The organism is Pontibacter mangrovi (genome assembly GCF_006385705.1).
Taxonomy (GTDB): Bacteria; Bacteroidota; Bacteroidia; order Cytophagales; family Hymenobacteraceae; genus Pontibacter; species Pontibacter mangrovi.
The window spans coordinates 1-20,175 of sequence record NZ_VFRQ01000016.1 but is presented as its reverse complement, the minus strand read 5'-3'; the positions used below and the strand labels follow the sequence as shown (position 1 = coordinate 20,175).

At 55.3% G+C, this 20,175-nt stretch carries 14 protein-coding genes; 10 read left to right on the top strand and 4 right to left on the bottom strand.

Annotation, left to right across the window (positions count from 1 at the left end):
- Positions 1–3: 3 nt before the first annotated feature.
- Positions 4–555 (bottom strand): RNA polymerase sigma-70 factor, encoded by a 552-nt coding sequence (locus FJM65_RS19490; RefSeq protein ID WP_140623741.1) that lies wholly within the window; start codon positions 553–555, stop codon positions 4–6.
- A gap of 505 nt (positions 556–1,060) precedes the next feature.
- On the opposite strand from FJM65_RS19490, the gene FJM65_RS19485 reads away from it, so the two are divergent.
- The 8 genes from FJM65_RS19485 to FJM65_RS19450 all read left to right on the top strand — a co-directional run bounded on the left by FJM65_RS19485 (position 1,061) and on the right by FJM65_RS19450 (position 14,923).
- The gene (locus tag FJM65_RS19485; RefSeq protein ID WP_181163805.1) at positions 1,061–2,254 is read left to right on the top strand and encodes a FecR domain-containing protein; all 1,194 of its coding nucleotides are present in this window, start codon (positions 1,061–1,063) and stop codon (positions 2,252–2,254) included.
- A gap of 85 nt (positions 2,255–2,339) precedes the next feature.
- Positions 2,340–5,888, top strand: a complete 3,549-nt coding sequence (locus tag FJM65_RS19480) for a TonB-dependent receptor (protein ID WP_140623737.1) — start codon at positions 2,340–2,342, stop codon at positions 5,886–5,888.
- A 27-nt stretch (positions 5,889–5,915) separates the two neighbouring features.
- On the top strand, positions 5,916–7,652 hold the full coding sequence (locus FJM65_RS19475) for a RagB/SusD family nutrient uptake outer membrane protein (protein ID WP_140623735.1): 1,737 nt from the start codon (positions 5,916–5,918) through the stop codon (positions 7,650–7,652).
- Positions 7,653–7,665: 13 nt separating this feature from the next.
- Complete coding sequence (locus tag FJM65_RS19470) at positions 7,666–8,625, top strand: sugar phosphate isomerase/epimerase family protein (RefSeq protein WP_140623733.1); 960 nt, start codon at positions 7,666–7,668, stop codon at positions 8,623–8,625.
- A 14-nt stretch (positions 8,626–8,639) separates the two neighbouring features.
- Positions 8,640–10,322 carry a BACON domain-containing protein gene (locus FJM65_RS19465; RefSeq protein ID WP_140623731.1) on the top strand — a complete coding sequence of 561 codons (1,683 nt, stop codon included), beginning with the start codon at positions 8,640–8,642 and terminating at the stop codon, positions 10,320–10,322.
- A gap of 122 nt (positions 10,323–10,444) precedes the next feature.
- Positions 10,445–11,665 (top strand): hemopexin repeat-containing protein, encoded by a 1,221-nt coding sequence (locus FJM65_RS19460; RefSeq protein WP_140623729.1) that lies wholly within the window; start codon positions 10,445–10,447, stop codon positions 11,663–11,665.
- A 286-nt stretch (positions 11,666–11,951) separates the two neighbouring features.
- Positions 11,952–13,082, top strand: a complete 1,131-nt coding sequence (locus tag FJM65_RS19455; RefSeq protein WP_140623727.1) for an SGNH/GDSL hydrolase family protein — start codon at positions 11,952–11,954, stop codon at positions 13,080–13,082.
- Between the two features lie 296 nt (positions 13,083–13,378).
- Complete coding sequence (locus tag FJM65_RS19450) at positions 13,379–14,923, top strand: aldehyde dehydrogenase family protein (RefSeq protein ID WP_140623725.1); 1,545 nt, start codon at positions 13,379–13,381, stop codon at positions 14,921–14,923.
- A gap of 142 nt (positions 14,924–15,065) precedes the next feature.
- On the opposite strand, the gene FJM65_RS19445 is transcribed toward FJM65_RS19450, so the two are convergent.
- The 3 genes from FJM65_RS19445 to FJM65_RS19435 all read right to left on the bottom strand — a co-directional run bounded on the left by FJM65_RS19445 (position 15,066) and on the right by FJM65_RS19435 (position 17,705).
- Positions 15,066–16,334, bottom strand: coding sequence for a Y-family DNA polymerase (locus FJM65_RS19445; RefSeq protein WP_140623723.1), 1,269 nt, complete (start codon positions 16,332–16,334; stop codon positions 15,066–15,068).
- The gene (locus FJM65_RS19440; protein WP_181163804.1) at positions 16,331–16,771 is read right to left on the bottom strand and encodes a LexA family protein; all 441 of its coding nucleotides are present in this window, start codon (positions 16,769–16,771) and stop codon (positions 16,331–16,333) included. Before FJM65_RS19440 ends, FJM65_RS19445 begins: the two co-directional genes overlap by 4 nt.
- A gap of 97 nt (positions 16,772–16,868) precedes the next feature.
- Positions 16,869–17,705, bottom strand: a complete 837-nt coding sequence (locus tag FJM65_RS19435) for a hypothetical protein (RefSeq protein WP_140623719.1) — start codon at positions 17,703–17,705, stop codon at positions 16,869–16,871.
- An 851-nt stretch (positions 17,706–18,556) separates the two neighbouring features.
- Here FJM65_RS19435 and FJM65_RS19430 point away from each other — a divergent pair.
- Positions 18,557–19,441, top strand: a complete 885-nt coding sequence (locus FJM65_RS19430) for an AraC family transcriptional regulator (protein WP_181163803.1) — start codon at positions 18,557–18,559, stop codon at positions 19,439–19,441.
- A gap of 50 nt (positions 19,442–19,491) precedes the next feature.
- Positions 19,492–19,905 (top strand): hypothetical protein, encoded by a 414-nt coding sequence (locus tag FJM65_RS19425; RefSeq protein WP_140623715.1) that lies wholly within the window; start codon positions 19,492–19,494, stop codon positions 19,903–19,905.
- The last annotated feature ends 270 nt before the right edge of the window (positions 19,906–20,175 follow it).

Here is a 20,175-nt window from a genome sequence, read left to right as displayed (position 1 = left end):
GGATCACTGCGTCAAAAGCAAAAGCAGCATAAACAGTTCAGGCTTCAGCCTTAAGCGAAGGAGCTGAAGCGCCCGTTGCTTCTGGGTCTTCACCGTATTGACCGAGATCCCCAGTTCCTGGGCCACTTCCTGGTTCTTCATGCCTTCCAGGTAACACATCCTGGAAATCTGCTGGCAGTGCGCCGGCAGGGTGCTTAGCGCCTGGTGTAACTGCGCCAGCACCTCGGCCTGCAGCAGCGCCTTCTCCAGGCTTTCCTCCATCGTTTTTTGGTCACGCATGGCGGCAACATAACTGTCCTTTACCTGCTGGTGCCGCGCCAGGTTCAGGCTGGCGTGCTTCACGGAAGCATACAGGTAGCTTTTTATCGCCTGCTCCTGCGGGGCGACCGTATCGCGCTGGTTCCAGTATTTGATAAAGGCTTCCTGCACAACGTCCTCTGCCGTTTCCTTACACCCCACCACCTGTGCTGCGAAATAAACAAGGCGGGCATAGTACCTGTCAAACAACTGCTTTAAGGCTGCTTCAGCATCATGTATCGCCATGTCCTCACTCATCGGCTGCAAAATTTACTGGCATGTCGTCTTTACCCCGGGAATACAGCATGCCCTCAAGGCGGGTCCTGCTTCTGCTGCGGGTACGCCCCATGCGTGGAAGATAATTTTCTATGCTAAACATACAAAGAAAGATAGGATAATCAAACATAACAAATCGGAAGTTTTTTTTGAAAGTAAGCGCTCGCTCAGAAGACGCTGCCGCCGCTGTGGCGCAAGCATACGTTTGTCGCAGCGCGCATTCGCCCTTCTTTCTTGTTGCCGCTGCCCCATAGCCTAAGCTGGGCCAAAGCTATTTTAAAAGAAGGAGCCCTGCACTTATCCCGGGTTAAGTTACTGTTACCTTTCCCTAAAGGCGCTTTTAACGGGTCCTGCCTGACGGTTACACGCCTGCCAAATGCTTATCTGCCAGCCCCAGGCAAGGAGCCGGGAGGGGCAGATGAAAAAAAATGCCGCCGCCTTTCACCCCTTTTACTCCCTTGCGTGTCTTTGCTATAACAGAACCGATATGGAGAACAACGAGGAACAATTCAGGAAGGCCAGCCTGCTGCTGCGCTACCTCAGGGGAGAGTTAAGCCCTGAAGAGGAAGCGGAATTGGAAGGGTGGATGCAGGAAAAGGAGGAGCACCAGCGCTTTGTGGATAAGCTCAGGGATGAGCAGAGGTTGGAGGAGGAACTGCAGTTCTTTTCGTCGATCGACACAGACAAAGCCTGGCAGCGCATCGCTTCCCGGACCATCGATCAAAAGCCGGTGAGAAGCCTCTGGAAAAGCCCCGCTCTGTGGAAGTATGCCGCCGTGCTGGCGCTGGTGGCATCCGCGGCCCTGTTCTTTTATCAGACACAGCTAAAGCCAAAACGTGCGCCGGAAGCAGTGGCGGTTGCTACGCAGCGCCAGGAGGCACTGAAAATACAGCCGGGCGGCGACAAGGCAAAGCTCATGGTGAGCGATGGGGCTGTTTTTGTGCTGGAGGACATGGCCAATGGCACCGTGCGGGAGGAGAACGGTATGAAGGTTTCGAAGCAGGACGGCATGATCCGCTTTGAGCTAGCCGGGCAGGAGCAGGGCCAGGTCCTGTACAACACGATTTCCACGCCGGTAGGGGGGCAGTACCAGGTGGTGTTGCCCGATGGGAGCAAGGTATGGCTGAACTCAGCCTCCACGCTGCGCTTCCCTTCGGCCTTTGTGGGAAGCGAGCGTACCGTGGCCCTGACAGGCGAAGGGTACTTTGAAGTTGCTAAAAACAAGGCACAGCCTTTTAAGGTGCAGGTAAACGCAGCGACCGTGGAGGTGCTGGGCACGCACTTTAACATCATGGCCTACGTCAATGAGCAGCGGATCACCACCACCCTGCTGGAGGGTTCTGTGAAAGTTGGCAACGGCAGCAAGAGTAAGCTGATGGTGCCCGGGCAACAGGCGGTGATCGGGGAAGACATCGCCTTGCAGGAGGTGGACGTGGAGGAGGCCGTTGCCTGGAAAAACGGGCTTTTCTACTTCAACAACGAAGACATCGCCACGGTGATGCGGCAGTTGGAACGGTGGTATGACGTGGAGGTGGCCTACAGCGGAAAGATGACCTCCAAGCATTTCTCCGGCATTATCTCCCGGGACACCGAGCTGGACAAGGTGCTGGAGATGCTGGCGCTGACAGGCTCGGTGCGCTTTGAGACGGAAGGCAGGAAGGTCATCGTCAACACCATGTAGCGACTGCTCCAGACAGGCATTAAAAGAATACAAGTATAAACTGATTGCTAACAGACTATACCCTTTATCCAAACCCCCTTCTTTTATGAAACCAATTCTACTTCTCAACAGCAGCAGGAGGCTGGGCCGCGTGCTATCGAAGCTGCCGCTTGCCAAGCGCCTGTTGGCCTGTGCCTTATTGGCGACCTGCCTGCACGTGCATGCCTACGGCTATGCGCAGGGCATTTCCATCTCAGAGCGCAACGCCCCGCTCAAAAATGTTTTCAAGGCCATCAGCAAGCAGAGCGGCTACCTGTTTCTTTACAACGATGAGCTCCTACAACAAGCCAGGCCCGTTACCCTGGACCTTAAAAACGCGCCGCTGGAGCGCGTGCTGGCTATTTGCTTTCAGGGCCAGCCGCTCACTTACAGCCTGGTGGAGAACACGATCGTGGTAAAGCCGGCCGAGGGGCCCGTCAGGCGCCAGACGGGCGTGACGGTAAGCGGAAAGGTAACCGATAAAACAGGCCTGGGCCTGCCAGGGGTAACCGTGGTGCTGAAAGGCACCAGCAAAGCAACACCCACAGGCAGCGACGGCAGCTTTTCTATAAATGTGCCGGACGGCAGCGGGACCTTGGTATTTTCCTACATAGGCTTCCAGACCCAGGAGGTAGAAATCAATGATCGGGCAAGTATCAACGTGGTGCTGGCAGAAGACACCAAGTCGCTGGAGGAAGTTGTGATCGTGGGCTATGGCACGCAGAAGAAAGCCAACCTGACGGGCGCTGTGGAGCAGGTGAACGCAGAAGACATCGCCCTGCGCCCTTCAGCCGACATTTCCAGTTCCTTGCAGGGACTGATGCCGGGTTTGAACATCCAGGTAAACTCGGGTGACCCGACGGCCACGCCCGACATCAACATCCGGGGCTTTAACTCCATCAACGGAGGAGGGCCGCTGGTGCTCATCGATGGCATCGAGGGAGACATCACCCGGGTTAACCCGCAGGACATCGAGAACGTGACGGTACTCAAAGACGCTGCCTCGGCCGCCATCTATGGTGCCAGGGGTGCTTTCGGAGTGATCCTGATCACCACGAAAACGGGCAAGGCCGGCGAGATGGTGGTTAACTATTCCAACAACTTCGGCTGGACCACGCCCACGACCAGAACCGACTTCATCTCCGATCCCTATGTGTATGGCAAGACCGTGGACGCGGCCCTGTTTGGGTACAACGGCACGAGCTACACGGGCTACAACGACCTGGACTGGGAAACCATTCGCATGGTAGCCAACGGCGAGATCGAGCCTTTCCATGAGCTGCAGCCCAACGGCACGTATAAGTTTTTCTACAAGACCAACTGGTATGATTACCTGTTTAAGGAATACCAGTACTCCAAGATGCATAATCTCTCTGTTTCCGGCGGAAGCGAGAAACTAAAGGGCTATCTGTCAGGCCGTGTGTTCGACCGTGAAGACATCAACAACATTGCAGGCGGGGGCATGGACAGGTATAACCTGAAGGCCAACGTCAGCTTTAAGCCTAACAAATGGCTGGAGCTGTCAAACAACATTCTCTTTAACCAGGAACAGGACGAGCAGTTCGGAGGCTACCGCAACGGCTACGGCGGCATGTGGAGCACCACCACCTGGTATTACCTGTACCCTTTCCAGCCCAACATGGTGGACGGCATGCCGGTAGACGTGTATGGCCAGGGCGGTCCGGCCGCGATGGAGTATGCCCAAAACTGGGAGCGCGTGAATATCGAAGAACTGACAAACACTTTCCGGGCCAAGGCCACCCCGCTTAAAGACCTGGAGCTAAACTTCAACTACAGCAACCGCTTTACGAACCAAAACAGCTCTACCCGCCTCAACGAGTTTGAGTACCTGACCGGGGCACGCCTGGATGAGCAGACGGTGGGGGTAAACCGCCTCAACGAGTGGCGCTGGAAAGATAACTACAAAGCCTTGAACGCGTTTGGTACCTATTCGCGAAGCCTGGGCAAGAGCCATAACTTTAAACTGATGGGCGGCTTTAACCAGGAAGAGTTTGACCGCGACCGCGTGTTTGCCCAGCAGGGCGGACTGCTGATCCGGGACCTGGAGAACCTGGCGCTCGGCACCGAAATCATGGCTGCGCTTGGCTCGGCAGAGGTGTGGGCCGTGCAGGGGTACTTCGGCCGCTTTAACTATGATTACGACGGCAAATACCTCCTGGAGGTGAATGCGCGTTACGACGGTTCCTCCCGCTTCCCGAAAGAGAGCCGGTGGGGCTGGTTCCCCTCTGTGTCCGTGGGCTGGCAGGTAAACCAGGAAAATTTCTGGAAGCCGCTTGAAGACGCGGTTAGCTTCTTTAAACTACGGGCCTCCTATGGCTCGCTGGGCAACCAGAACATCAGCACCAACACGTTTCAGCAGACAATGAGCGTCGGCAGCTCGGACTGGCTGGACAACGGACAGCGCATTATCTATGCCGGCGCGCCCAGCCCGCTGCCAAAGGTGGTGAGCTGGGAGACCACCAGCACCGTGAACTTCGGGGCAGACCTGGGCTTTCTGCGCAACAGGCTGATGGCCTCCATCGATTTGTATGAGAAAAAGACAGAGGATATGTACCTGCCCGGCACGCCCTTGCCAGGCGTGTTCGGCGCGGCCGAGCCAAGAGAGAACCTGGCCTCGCTGCGTAACCGGGGCTTTGACTTTAGCCTGCGCTACAACAACAGCTTTGAGGTAGGCGGTTCGCCGCTATCGGTTTCTGCCACGGCCAGCGTGTCTAACTTTAAAGGAGAGATCACCAAGTTTGACAACCCGAACGGGCTGATGAGCACCTATTGGGAAGGGCAGGAGCTGGGTCAGATCTGGGGCTACCACGTAGACGGGCAGTTCCAGTCGGATGAGGAGGCGCAGGCTTACCAGAACTCCTTTACCAACCCGGGAAACAGCCTGGGCAACGTGTACAACTATATCCTTAATGTGGTGCAGAACAAGGAGTGGGGCAAGTTGCGCGCCGGCGACATCAAGTACGTGGACGTGGACGGGGACGGCCGGATTGACAGGGGCAACTATACCCTGGAGGACCACGGCGACCTGCAGCCTATCGGCAATGCCATGCCCAAGTTCCCTTTTGGCTTTAACGTAGGCGCCAGCTGGAAAGGCTTTGATTTGTCTGTGGCCGGAGCCGGCGTAGGCAAGCAGAACTGGTATCCGACCGGGGATATTTACTGGGGCACTTACCAGCGCCCCTACCTGTCCTTCCTCAGAAAAGACCTCGTGGAAAATGCCTGGACGCCGGAGCAGCCGGGCAAGTACCCGCAGATAGAGCGAGGGTATGCCGCACTGGGCAGCGGCCGCTCCCTGTATGAGATGAACGACTACTATTTGGAGAACATCGGCTACCTGCGCGTCAAGAACCTGACCCTGGGCTATACCCTGCCGGAAGCGCTAACTTCGAAGGTGAGCGTGAAAAAGCTGCGGGTATACTTCAGCGGGGAGAACCTGTTTACCTGGCGCTTCGGTGGCCTGAGCAAGTACATCGATCCAGAGCAGGCAGGCTCGGCCATCAACTACTCTAACCCGGGCAGCGCTGTGGGCAGAGCCGATCTGCGCTCCTACCCGATGGGCAAAACCTATTCCCTGGGCGTCAACCTGACCTTGTAATTCACCCTGATGACTGCATATACAAAGATGAAAAGCACATACCTTACTTCCGTTTTCGCTTTAATAGCTCTCCTGCTTTCAGGTTGTGAGAAAGACTTCCTGGACCGTCCGCCCAAAGATGTGGTGGACGCCGATTACTTCTTCAACACAGCCACCGACCTGGAGGTGGCCACGAATGATTTCTATTCCATGTTGCCCACCACCTCGGTGTACACAGACGATGCCGCCTCGGATAACATCGTGCCTTTGATCGCGGCGGAAAGGGTACGGGGCGGCCGCATCGTGCCGACCACGCGCGGGAGCGGGGGCTGGTCCTGGGGCAGGCTCCGGGATATTAACTTTTTCCTGCAGAACTACCACCGCGTGCCCGACGAGGCGGCCAAGCGCAAGTATAGCGGCATTGCCCGGTTTTTCAGGGCCTTCTTTTACTTTGAGAAGGTGCAGCGCTTTGGCGACGTGCCTTGGTATGGCAAAGTGCTGGAAGCCGGTGACCCGGACCTCTACAAAGCGCGCGACTCCCGCAAACTGGTGATCGACTCGGTGATGGCCGACATTGACTATGCCATCGAGCATATTCCGGCAGAGGTAAAGCTTAACCGCATCACCAAGTATACGGCCCTGCTGCTCAAAGCCAGAATTGCGCTGTATGAGGGCACGTTTAGAAAGTACCACGGGCTGGGAGATTACGAAGAGCTGCTGCAGCAAGCGGCTTCTGCCTCCGAGGAGTTGATCAATTCTGGCGCTTACAGGCTCTTCACGGCCGGTGGCCCAAGCGAAGCCTACCGCGAGCTGTTTGCCCGCAACAACCAGGATCCCACCGAAACCATCCTTGCGCGGGACTTTGACTCAGAACTGGGCCAGCACAATTTGGGCTACCTGATGACTTCGCCGACGCAGGGTGCCTGGGGCATTACCAAGGACGTGATCAACAGCTACCTGATGAAAGACGGCAGCAGGTTCACAGACAAGCCTGGGTATGAGACGATGGAGTTTTACGAGGAAATGCAAAACCGTGACCCGCGCCTGACGCAGACCACGGCCGGCCCTGACTTTAAAGTATACGGCGAGGACAGCCCCGAGCCCGTGAACCTGAACGGCACGACCACCGGCTACCGCGTGATCAAGGCGCTTCCGTCGAGAGACCAGTGGAGCGCCGCCTATTTTGACATCATTATTTTCCGCTACGCAGAGGCCCTGTTGATCTATGCCGAGGCCAAGGCGGAAATGGGAACGCTCTCGCAGCAGGACCTGGACATAAGCATCAACAAGTTAAGAGACAGGGTCGGTATGCCGCACCTTGACCTGGCCCAGGCCAATGCCAACCCTGACCCTTACCTGGCCGGCATGTATCCAAGCGTGGACCAGGGGGCCAACAAGGGCGTGATCCTGGAAATCCGCCGGGAGCGCAGACTCGAACTGTTCAACGAAGGGCACCGCTGGGATGACTTGATGCGCTGGAAGGAGGGCAAGAAGCTGGAGCAGCCCATGCTGGGCATTTATTTCTCGCGCCTCGGTGCCCACGACTTCAACAACGACGGCACCCCGGATGTGTACCTGCACGATGGCAATGCCTCCGGCGCCCCGAAAGAAGTGTCCACTATCATCAACGTGCAGCAACGGCCGCTGACCAACGGCGATTCAGGTAACCTGAACCCTTTCCAGCTGGGCGGCTATTTCGATGAGAGCCGTGACTACTACTACCCGATTCCGATCGAGGACCTGAAACTAAACGAGAACCTGGAACAAAACCCTAACTGGGAATAGAAAAGCACATCGTATGAAAAACGCCATGATCTATACCATACTTCTTTCCTGCCTGCTGAGCGTTGCCTGCTCCTCTGGCAAGGACGAGCCAACGCCCCAGGAGCCAGACAAGGAAAAGCCGGTGGCGCCCCTGAAAGTCGGCTATGCGCTGGCCATTAGCAAGTTCACGCCTGAAAAGCTCAGCTACGCCGAGTCTGTGGGGGTGAGTTACGTGGAGGCTTCGGGCATGACGCTGTTTGTAAACGAGGAGCGTGCCTTTAAGCTGTCGGATGAGCAGGTGATCGCCAAACTGACCGAGGCCAAGAACGCAGCGGACGCTGCCGGCATTAAGATTTGGTCGGTGCACATGCCCTTTAGCCAAAGCATTGATATCTCGACTGTCAACGAGGAGGACCGCCAGCAAGTGGTGGCCATGCACAAAAAGCTGATCTCGTTCCTGGAAATTCTCAAGCCCGAAGTCATCCTCTTCCACCCAAGTTATTACCTGGGGCTCAACGAGCGGGACATGCGCAAAAGCCAGCTCATCAAATCAGCCACAGAGCTGGACGAGGCGGTGCAGGCCATTAACGCCACCATGGTGCTGGAGAACATGCTGGGGCCGGAGCTGCAGGCAAGCGGCGGCCGCGAAAGGCCCCTGATGCGCACGGTGGAAGAGACCAAAGAGATCTTTGCCCGGCTCCCGCAGTCTATCCGATCGGCCATCGACATGAACCATATCAAGAACCCCGAGAACCTGATCAGGGCCATGGGCAGCCGGCTGAAAACGGTGCACATAGCCGACGGGACGGGAGCTGCAGAGAACCACTACTACCCGTGTTCGGGGGAGGGCAAAAACGACTGGTCTGCCATCCTGGGAGCCCTGGATGAGGTGGGCTACAAAGGCCCGTTCATGTATGAGAGCGCCTATGACGATGAGAAAGACCTGGCCCCGTGCTACCAGTCGCTCTACGAAAATTATATCAACAGCAAATAGCCAACGAATTTACCATGGATAGAATACCCTACTTTCATGTGATCACCAGGTGCCTGTTTGGCGTGCTTCTGCTCGTAAACCTGGTAAGCTGCCAAAAAGATGAGAAAAGTTTTGAACCGAAGCTGTTTCTAGAGAACGAGACCTTCTCGGTAGCCAACACGAGCAGCTCCCACAACCTTGTTTTCCTGACAAACCAGGCGTGGCAGGCCAAGGCCGATGCCGACTGGATTGTGCTGGAGAGCGAAAGCGGGGAGAAAGGCAAAGTGAGGCTGAGCTTTGAGGTGCTGGAAAACGAGGACGACGAGCGAACCGCAAAGATCACGATCCTGACAAACGGCGTGGAGGAGAAAGAAATCACTGTGGTGCAGGAAGCCGGCAACCGGGATGATATCTACGTGCGGGTAGGCGCCAGCGGGGAAGGTTACTCCTGGGAGGATGCCACCAGTTTGGAAAACGCCCTGGCCATTGCCGTGAGCGGCAACACAGTGCACATCGCCGAAGGCACCTATACCCCCAGCGTGACGGTAACGGGCGGTGATGCGGCAGATGCCGGTGATGTGACCTTTGAGATCAGCAAGTACATCCGCTTGAAAGGCGGCTACCCTGCCGATGCCGCGGAAGGCAGTGAGGCAAACCCGCAAGAGCATGCCACCATCCTTTCGGGTGGCGGCGCGGCCTACCATGTGGTCACGGTGTCTGCCCCAAAAATAGAGGGCCAGAAAGTAGTGCTCGAAGGCCTGAGGATTACGGATGGCAAAGCGGGGGCGGCCACCTCTTCTGCCGAGATCAACGGCCTGGCCTTCCGCCGGGACTATGGCGGCGGCATCACCATCGGCAATGCCGTGGTGGATATCCTCAGCACGGAGATCGTGGACAACAAATCCGATAAAAACGTGGCGGGCCTCTATGCTTTCGGCGGTTCGGTGGTCACTGTGAAAAACAGCAAGATCAACCGCAACCTGTCTTCGGGCAATGCCGGGGGCGTGTGGATCAGCGAGTCTGAGGCGCACTTCTTTGACTCCGAGGTACGGGAGAACGAAAGCGGCACGGCAGCCGGGGTGCATGGCTACCCGGACGCTACCGTCAATATGTATAACTCTGTGATCGCCGACAACAAAGGCAAGTCGTACGGGGCCGCCTATTACATCCGGCAGAACTCCAAAGGCCTGTTGGTCAATTGCCTGATCAGCGGAAACACCAGCACTTCGGCAAACGGCGGGGGCGGTGTGATGATGTATAACAACAACGAGGCCACGATCATCAACACGACCATCACCGGAAATAGCATTGCCGGCCCGGGGGGCGGTATCTACAGACGGTCTGGCGTGAACACGGTTCGCATCTACAACTCCATTGTAGCGGGAAACACGCAGAAAAATGACGGGCCTGATGTGGATGTGTACGAGGCGGACGCGCCGGCTCCGCTTGTGCAGGCCTCGGTGCTGGGAAGCGCAGCCTATGATGCCGGCGGGCAAGCTATAGAGGGCGCCACCTTCGATGCCAATTCGATGCTAAGCGAGGCCTATCTGCCGGTAGGGGCTAACAATCCTGCCCTGGAGCACGGCATGAGCGTAGATAACCTGACGCAGCTTGGCAGCAGCCAGAACCCCGCGGTGGAAAGCTCCATTATAGCAGCTGACTTGCGGCACAACAGCCGCTCGGGGCTGCGCACCATGGGCGCGCTGGTTAGCGAGTAACTGAAAAGTGGGGCCAAAGCGATGTTTTTGTGCTTTGGTCCCACTTTTATACTTTTAGCGTGCGGTGGGGGACCTGCCGTTTTAACAGGGGCCTCCCTTTTTGTAAAGACTATTCACTTCGTATGAAAACCAAAACGTTTCTGCCTGTAGCGCTGCTATTTTTGAGCATGTGTATGCTGCAGGCTTTTGGGCAGCACAAGCCTGCAGCTAACCAAAACGGCATGCTCATCCTGGGCTCTGCCGACATGAAAACCCTGGTAGAAAGGGTGGAGGTAGGCTATAAGCTGTATGCCTCTTCTGTTCCTTTCGATTATATCATTGTGTCTGGGGGCTGTGCCGCGCATGCCTCTGCCATTTGCGAGGCCTCTGAAATGGCCTCCCGGCTCATCGCCAAAGGCGTGCCGGCGGAGATAATTTTTAAAGAGGAGAAGTCGAAAACCACGGTGCAGAACTATGCCTACAGCAGAGCGCTGCGGAAACCGGATGGAACAAAGGTGATCAGCCCGGGCGATACCCTGTACGTGGTGTCCAACCACTGGCATGCCATCGCGGTGGCGGCGCGCTTCACGGCAAACGACAGCGTGACGGCACGTTACCATATCGAAGGCGGCATTCTCCCAAAAAACACCGATAAGGTGAACTACACCAATATTTATGACCCCCAGGTAAGCAGCGAGGATTTTTCGGCGAAGGCGCTCTGGCCTATCGTAGAAGCCAGTTTTACGGTAGAGAAGGGGAAAAAACAGCAGGCCAGCTACCGCTTTGTGGATGGGGCAGTGTATACGCAAAGCCCCGCCAACGGCCCGGAAGCAAAAGCAGTGGAATTGGCCCAGGCCCTGCCGGCCATACCCGCTGACTGGGCAGGTGCCCTGGACGCGGCCTTTTACAACAGCCGGGAAAAGAAAGTATACCTCTTTAAAGGGGGACAGTACGCGCGTTTCACTCCTCAGGCCAAAACACTCGACGCAGGCTATCCCAAGCCGCTGTCAGCCCTGGCCAAGGGGCTGCCCGAGAACTGGCAGCAAGGCTACCTCGACGCAGCTTTTTTCAACCCTTCAGCAAAGGAGATCTTTTTGTTTAAAGGGAGTGAATACCTGCAGGTTCCGCTGAAAGGCAAAGGCGATGCCCTTGTGCCTAAGCAAATAAAGACGCTGGTGGCGGACTGGCCTTTTTCCTGGGGAAGCGGCGATCTGGATGCGGCTGACTATAGTAGCCAGGAAAACAAAGTATACCTGTACAGGGGGCAGGAGTATGTGGTGATCTCGCTGGAGGGAAGTATGAACGTAGCTCCCGGCTATCCGAAGAAAACAGAAGTGGCCAGGCCTGTGCCTGAAAAGAAGTAACCGCTGCACCGTTTTAGCAAAAGTATACCCCCTACATAAAGTGGCATGCAAAAGCTTTCAGTCCTATTCCTGCCACTGCCTGGGTCCGCAACCGCGGCGTTGTGAACCATCCCAGTGATAAGAAGAAGTTTGACCACGAGGGCGAGCACGGAGTTGCTACCGTGCTGGCTTTTGTGGAGAACTAGCAGCATGAAGAAATATAGAGGAGGAGAGCAGGTATGGGAGATATTAAGCTCATGCGGTGGGGCACCGTAAATGAATCATTACCTAACAGTATACCCAAAGAATGAAAAAATTAGTAATTATAGGCATACAGGCAGTGCTTTGTGTAGCCATGGTGCGTCTTTCTTATGCGCAAACTCCTGTATACAGGCCAGCCACTGATTTTACATTGGTAGGGAAAATATTGCCTACCCCACAGGTGTACCACAGAGTAGACACCACGCAACACCCCGGTATGCCTCGGGCTGTCAAGAGGTTGGTAACGAATTCAGCAGGCCTTGCCATTGCCTTTAAAACAAACAGTACTGCTATAGCGGCCAAGTGGTGCACCGGCAGCCGCAAGACCCTACCTAACATGACGGCCATTGCGTATGAGGGTCTTGATCTTTACATTAAAAAGGATGGCCGCTGGCAGTTCGCAGGCGTAGGGAGGCCCAACGGAGACTGTACAGAGTATACCTTGGTGCAAAACATGGCGGAAGGGGAGAAAGAGTGCCTGCTCTACCTCCCCTTGTATGACGAGACAGTAAGCCTGGAAATTGGCGTTGATGCGGGTGCTATGATACAGTCTTCGCCCGACCCTTTTCAGAAGCGCATCCTGATGTATGGCTCGAGCATTCTGCAGGGAGCCTCCGCCAGCAGGCCAGGTATGGCGTATCCTGCTCGCCTGAGCCGGGACACAGGTCTGAACTTTCTGAACCTTGGCCTGAGTGGCAGCGCCAAAATGGAAAAGGCCGTGGCCGATATGATTGCCACTGTCTCAGCTGACGCCTTCGTGCTGGACTGTGTGCCAAACTCTTCCCCGGAAGAGATCCGTGATCGAACAGCCTACCTGGTAAATACCATCAGGCAACATCACCCGAAGGTGCCCATTCTGGTAATTCCAAGGACTGTCCGTGAGCACGGAGCTTTTGACCAGGAAGTGGGGAGTTGGGTGAAAGCGCAAAACGAGCAGATAGAGCAGGAGATTTCAAAGCTGCTGCGCAGCGGGGTGAAAGATTTATACCTGCTCTCATACGACGAGGGACTCGGTGATGACCATGAAGGCACGATCGACGGCGGCCATCCCAATGATCTGGGCTTTGACCGCATGCTGCAGCAGCTCCGGCCTCAGTTCCTGTCTATCCTTAAAAAGTATGGTCTGCTGCCTGACGGCCATTCCCCTTTAGCCCCAGCACGCGTAGAGCAGCGGTAACGGTGCGCTTCCCCCATGGCCAGGAGAAGGCAGGCACAGGCCAATACAGGCTTGGTTGGATTCCCGTCTATAGCCAGCGCCCAAAGGACGGTGATGATCAGCTCGCCGATGGCGCCCATGCACATGGGCTCCTCTTTTTTGCCCGGTATATATAGGTAATTAGCTACAAAACAGTATATTGCCAATAGGCAGTCATGTAGGGTGCGAAATTTTAAATGCAGATGCTTTTTAGCTTGCATCCGGAATGGCTTTCATCTTACTGTGCAACTTGAATTTATACCGCAAAAAAAGCTACCATGTCAAAAATCATTTCCCCACAGGTTGAGTTTTCTCACCTGCTTCACCAAGTGAAACAGGTAACACCCGAAATATTTGATCAGGATGGCAATTACCTAAACCTCCTGGAGGGGCATTGGCAGGAGCCCGGCACTCCGCGGGATTTTATATCCCCTATTGACGGTTCCGTAATCGGCAGGCTCCCCATGTTGAACCGACCCGTCGCTCAGCGTGCCATACAAGGTGCCCGCCGTGAAACAGCTGCATGGGGCCGCATAGATCTGGATGAGCGAAAGCGACGGGTACAGGATTGCCTCGACCAACTGCGCACGAATGTAGAGCTGATCGGAAAGCTTTTGATGTGGGAAATCGGCAAGACCTATAAGCTGGGCTTTACCGATATTGACCGTTGTATTGACGGTGTGCAGTGGTATGTAGACAACATCGAGGAAATGCTCGGCAGACGGGAACCTTTGGGTGTTGTGTCTAACATTGCCTCCTGGAACTACCCGATGTCGGTACTCCTGCACGCGGTGCTGGTACAGGTACTGTGTGGCAATGTAGCCGTGGCTAAAACACCTACTGACGGAGGGTTTATATCGCTGAGCCTTGCCTTTGCTATTGCCCGCCGCTGCGGATTGCCTGTTACGCTGGTAAGCGGCTCAGGAGGGGAATTGAGTGATAATCTGGTAAAGGATCAGGCCATTGACTGCCTTTCTTTCGTGGGGGGGCGCTATAACGGGCGTAATATTGCCGATGCGCTCACCTCGGTTCACAAACGGTACATGCTGGAGATGGAAGGTGTTAACACCTACGGAATCTGGAATTACTCAGATTGGGACAGCTTTGGTGCGCAGCTCAAGAAAGGCTACGACTACGGCAAGCAACGGTGTACGGCTTACGTGCGCTTCGTGGTGGAGCGCCGTTCCTTTCCGAAGTTTCTGGAAACCTACTGGGAGGCGATTAGCAGCCTGAAGATAGGCAACCCAACTTTGGTGGATAAGCCGGAGGACCCGTTGCCTGACCTTGCCTTTGGCCCCGTTATCAACAGCCGCCAGGCCCATGACCTTGACCGCCTTTATGCGGATGCACTTAAAACCGGAGCCATTCCTTTTTATGAAGGCAAATTAGACGATTCCCTGTTTTTGCCTGGTCAGGATCGTTCGGCTTATCGGGCCCCCCGGGCTTTAGTGAACCTGCCCCGGCAGAGCGAACTCTACTTTAAGGAGCCGTTCGGGCCGATTGACTCTGTTGTGCTTGTTGACCGTGTGGAAGAGTTGGTTGGGGAAATGAATATTTCCAACGGCGCCTTGGTCGCCGCTGTTGCCTCCGACGATGTGAAGTGGGCACAGCGCACGGCTAGGGAGATACGGGCTTTCAAGGTTGGCATCAACAAGCTCCGCTCCCGAGGCGACAGGGACGAGGTCTTCGGAGGCCTGGGCGAGTCTTGGAAAGGTGCCTTCGTAGGTGGTAAGCTGCTGGTGGAGGCCGTGACGCAAGGTGCACCTTCCGAACCTGTGCTCGGTAACTACGAAGACGCCACCCTGCTTCCGGAAAAAATATAGATCGTTTCTGTGACGCTATTTGCGGCAGCTGACTGATTTGTCTTTCTTATGGCAAGCGGATCATCCTGGAGCATGTGAAATAGCTGAACCTGGGATGAAGGAATAGGTATAAGAAGAAACTACAGAAGGCGGCTTGTTATGCTTATTTTACCTGCAGCAAATCGGCGAGGCGGGTGGTATAGCAGGGCGAGATATGATCTTTTTTCATAGCCCATACTTTGCCGGTGCCCTGCACGCCATAGCCGACGCAGGTATGGCCGAACCGCTCCCGCAGCGCGTCCAGTGTGCCCATCAGCCTGGCATCCCGCTCCCTGTTGCCGCTGTCTAGCAGGCTGAGCTGCACCTGGTTGGCGGGCACGATGTCCTGCAGGATGATGCCGGTTTTCTTGTAACGGTACCCGGGGCGGTAAATGCTCCTGAGGGCCATGAGCGCGCAGCGCAGCAGCTCCAGCTCGCTGGAGGTGGCACTGGCAAGGCTGAGGGTGCGGCTATTGTAGTATAACTGCCCTTCCCCGGCAAAGCGGCTCGTTTCCAGAAAAACCGTGAGCGCTCCGGCGCAGCTTTTCTGTTTGCGCAGCTTGGTGGCGCAGCGCACCGCGTGGCTGGTAAGCGCCTGCTCAATGTCCTGCAGTTCGGTAAGCCGGCGGGCAAAGCTGCGGGAGGTGCAGATGTTCTGCTTGGAGGGCGGCACCAACTCCAGGTCCAGGCAAGCCTCGCCCCTTAGCTCCCGGACGGTGCGAAGCCCCACTACGGTGAAATGCTTTTTGGCAAACGCGTCGGTTACGTTGCGTAAGTCCCAGGCCGTGTGCACACCGAAAGCGGCCAGCTTTTTGGCGTAGCGCCGGCCAACTCCCCATACATCGCTTATATCCGTCCTTTTCAGGGCTTCGGTGATGTGGCGCTCGTCGGTAAGCACCAATACGCCGCCAGCCTTGGCAGATTTCTTGGAAAGCCGGTTGGCGATTTTGGCCAGGGTTTTGGTAGGCGCCACACCCACTGCCACGGGGATGCCCGTCCACTGCTGCACGGTGGCCTTAATAGAGTGGGCGTATGCCCCAAGGTCCACCCCCCTTAAGTTGCCCAGGTCCAGAAAGCTTTCGTCTATGCTGTATACTTCCAGGTTGGGCGTAAACTGCCGCAGGGTCTCTACCACGCGTCGCGACATATCTCCATAAAGCTCGTAGTTGGAGCTGAACACCTGCACCTCCTGGGTTTTAACAAGTGCCGCCATCTCAAAGGCCGGCACGCCCATTTTTATGCCCAGTGCCTTGGCCTCGTTGCTCCGGGCTATCACGCAGCCGTCGTTGTTGGACAGGACCACGACAGGCTTCCCGATGAGCGAGGGGTTGAAGGCACGCTCACAGGAGGCGTAGAAGTTGTTGCAGTCGACAAGTGCGAAAAGAGAGGTCATGACCGGCGGGATAAGCGATGCGCCAAACCAACCACCACACCCCAGATGATACAGTCATCAGGCGCCTTTATTTCCTGGTAGTTTGGGTTATCCGGTACTAAGTATGCCCCATCTTGCCTGATGTCCAGCCACTTTACGGTAAAATCGCCCCACACGTAGGCTAGTACCATGTGCCCGCTTTTGGCAGCTACGGCCTTATCGACTACTGCCAGCGAGCCAGGCACCACATGCGCTCCAATCATACTATCGCCTGTCACCTCCACCAGAAACGTAGCGGTCGGGTTGTCGCTCAGGTAGCGGTTCAAATCTATTGGTTCTGCCCCATAATCAGTGGCCGGACTGGGAAACCCCGCCCGTACCGTAGCCGTGGCCAGAAGCAGGGTATGGCTACTATAGGCCTGTATGTTTCTAAAAGGCAGTGCTTTATGTATTTTCATGACTTTCGCTTCCATGTTCGTGTTTATGAATTACGAACAATATTAGCAAAAGCTATATTAAATACTAAAATATTTAGCAATTAATATGCCTTAGGAGTCATTCTTTGGCCGCAGTGGCTGGCTGTTGGTAAGGGTAAGCCAGGAAGTCGCAGGCGTCTTCCTGGCAAAGCAGCGCCTGTAGTTCAGGGTCTTGCAGCACCTGGCTGTAGTCTAACCATTTGCTGCCCACTTTCATGCGTCGGTAAACCAGGCGTATGCCATGGCTGTAGTCCACGTACCAGTTCACATGGCCTGTGTACAAGGGTTGTATGGGCTTGCCGCCGGGTAAGTGCCAGCCGTAAATGGCTACCCGGTCCGGTCTGGCGTCGCGGCTGATTTTCCCGCTGATGACAATGTCTTTCTTGATGCCGGCAATGAGTCCTTTTCGTCCCTGCCGTTGCCCCTCGATCATGAGGTGGTGCTGGTAAAAGGTCGGGGTGCTGTCGCGGAGCGCATACAAGGGGAGGGGCTCGAGCTTGACGGCGGCGTGGCGGTAAACAGCATCCACCAGTTTGCGGGTCGGAAGAAAGCAGTCCAGGTTATCGGCTACCTGCTGGGCGGCCATGGGGGTAAGCGGTATGCGCGCCCAGTCCTGGTCGGACCCGAGGCTAAGGTAATCGGGACTGACGTACACAGTGGCTTTTATAGGTTTGCCAGAGGCGCTGACGGCAGTGAGGGGGACGGCGACAAAGCGGCTAAGAAAGGCGGGCATGTTGCCGGCCAGTAGCTCCCGTACTGCCAGCGAGTCGCGCTGTTGCCAGGTATAGGCGGCCGCTTGTTTGTAGAAGGCAGACGCGGGTAAGGCTGCGGCAGGTCGGGCGGGCACAGGTATTCGTTTATGGCCGCCGGCGCAGGAGCAGAAGAAGAGGAGCAGTAGGTAGAAAAGGTGCTTCATGGGCTGAACGTGTTACTGGAAAATTGAAAATAAAAATCATACTTAGCAAGAATACTTACCTGCTGTTTTTTGCTGATAGGCCGTCCCGCACTTTGCCGGTATAGCATCATGTTACCTTCCTGCCCGAACCGATGGAAAGGGAAAGACACAGGTATGTTCCTGGGAGCGGTGCAGCTAGCATGCCGTTATACTTTTAACCTGCCTCGCCTCCGGCCCCTTGCCCCGCAAAACAGGTGCTAGTATAGATGAGAGGGTCCGGATGCTTCAGCTTTTGATGAGATTGGGCAGAGGCCTATTCCATGACCTTGCCCCTCCTCAACAGGTGCAACCCTGAAGCGATACAATTACTGTAAACAAAAAACCGAGTTGTTTGTGTAGTATAAAATGCTCATAATGAGGTATTAAAAGTCCCATGATTGCAGACATTCGTCTAGTGTATTTCGCCTTGAAGCAAGGTAACTTTGTACTGCGCTTAAGTATATAGAATAAAACTATGATGAAAGATTGGGGTTCAATTGTCCAAATCAGCCAGGGTGCAGAGTGGTGTGCATCGTGTAGGGAGGATAAACAGCGTGTAAGGTTGCTGTAGCTTGAAAGAGTGATCTGCGAACGAAATCGGAAGTATACAGCACCTGTTAAACTTCTTCCTCAACATCAGATGCGTATTCCCTCTGACGAAGCGGCGTGCAAAAGCGATACCCGGGAAACACTGGCAAGTGATTTCTGGCAGGTAGGTATCCCGTGCAGGCTGCCGCATGCGCTTATCGATTAGCCAAAGGATAGTGTTCACATTAAAACCTAGGGTGGCGTGGCCTCAGGCACTCCCCGTAGGGATTGATTATGCCCAACGTATGACTTTCAGTACAGATTTCCCTATTTACAAGGTCGATAGCTTTACCCAGGCCTCCATTACCGGAAACCGGTTTTACCTGAGCAGCTTCGAAGACCACATCAAGGTGCACACCTTTTTGGAGAAGCCGCACAGGCACGATTTCTATACCATCATTCTCTTTACGCAGGGGTGCGGGGAGTATACCATTGACTTTAAGAAGTACCCCATTTCCAAGGGGACGGTGTTCTTTCTGAGCCCGGGCCAGCTGCACAAGTGGCAGGTAGAGGAAGAGGTGAAGGGATTTATTATCTTTTTTAACCCGGACTTTTACCTGCTCGAGCACCCGAACTCCAAGCTCTACAGCTTCCCGTTCTTCAACGCGCTCTCCAACGACCCTTTGATCCCGCTTTCAGAGACAGGGCTGGAGCAGGCCCTGGATGTGGTGCGGCTGATGGAGCGCGAGTACCAGATGCAGGCTTACAAGCAGGATGAGGTGATCGGTGACTTCCTGGATGTGCTGCTGATCCTGCTGGCCAGGTCTTACAAGGGCCGGACGATGCCCGAGAAAACATCCACCCGCCTGCTCTCGCAGATCCGCTTGCTGGAGAGCCTGGTGGAAGAGCACTTTACCGAGCATCAGCCGGTCACCTTCTATGCCGAGCGGCTGCACGTCACGCCCAAGCATCTTAACACTATCTGTAAGGCTGCCACCGGAAGGACGACCGTGGAGCTGGTGCAGCAGCGGACGGTGCTGGAGGCAAAGCGTTTGCTGGCCCACTCCAACTACACGGTAAGCGAGATTGCGTCCAAGCTGGGCTATACGGATAACTCTTACTTTTCCAGGTTCTTTAAAAAGCATGCCCGGGAGACGCCGGAGCAGTTCAGGAAGAGCTGCCTCTTCTGACACACCCTGCTCTTGCCGTGCGTTTTCCCAGCCTTTAACATACCCCAAGCATGCTTTACCTGAAATCAGAGTACATCACCATAGAGTACTTTGCCACCGACGAGCTGGTAAAGACCAAGTGGCTGGAATATGCCCCCAGCGCGGAATACAGGAAAATCCTGCGCACCTTTCTGCGGATGCAGAAGAAGCATCGGATAAAGAAGTGGCTGGCTGATTATTCTGATGCCAAGGTGGTACGGCCGGTAGACCAGAAGTGGACAGTGGAGGAGTGGGGGCCGAAGTTCTTTAGCTCGCTGCACCTGCGGTGCGTGGCCATTGTCAACCCCGCCGACGTGTTCGGAAGGATGAGTGTGAACTTCATCATGAGCCAGATAAACATGCAGGAGCTCCCGGTAGAGGTCTGTTTTTTTGACAAGCCGGAGGAAGCCATTGCCTGGCTGGCGCTGCAGGGAAGCCGGAGGTAAGGCATTTTACCGCCAGGGCGGGGAGTAGTCGGAAAAGCATGCTGGCCAACCCTATACCTGTGCAGCTATGCCGAAGTCGGTAAAAGGATGTGCTGAAGGCCAAGGTGAAGGAAATAAGTGCTGTTCCCGGTAAAGGGCTACGGCGATCATATGATGAAAGCTGGTTTCTGCAAGTTCTTACGCAAAACGTCAAAGAAAGCCCTATCACTCCTATCTTTGGGAACATAGCCGCCAGTACAATTTGACCAAGCTATTTTCCGTAAGCTAAGA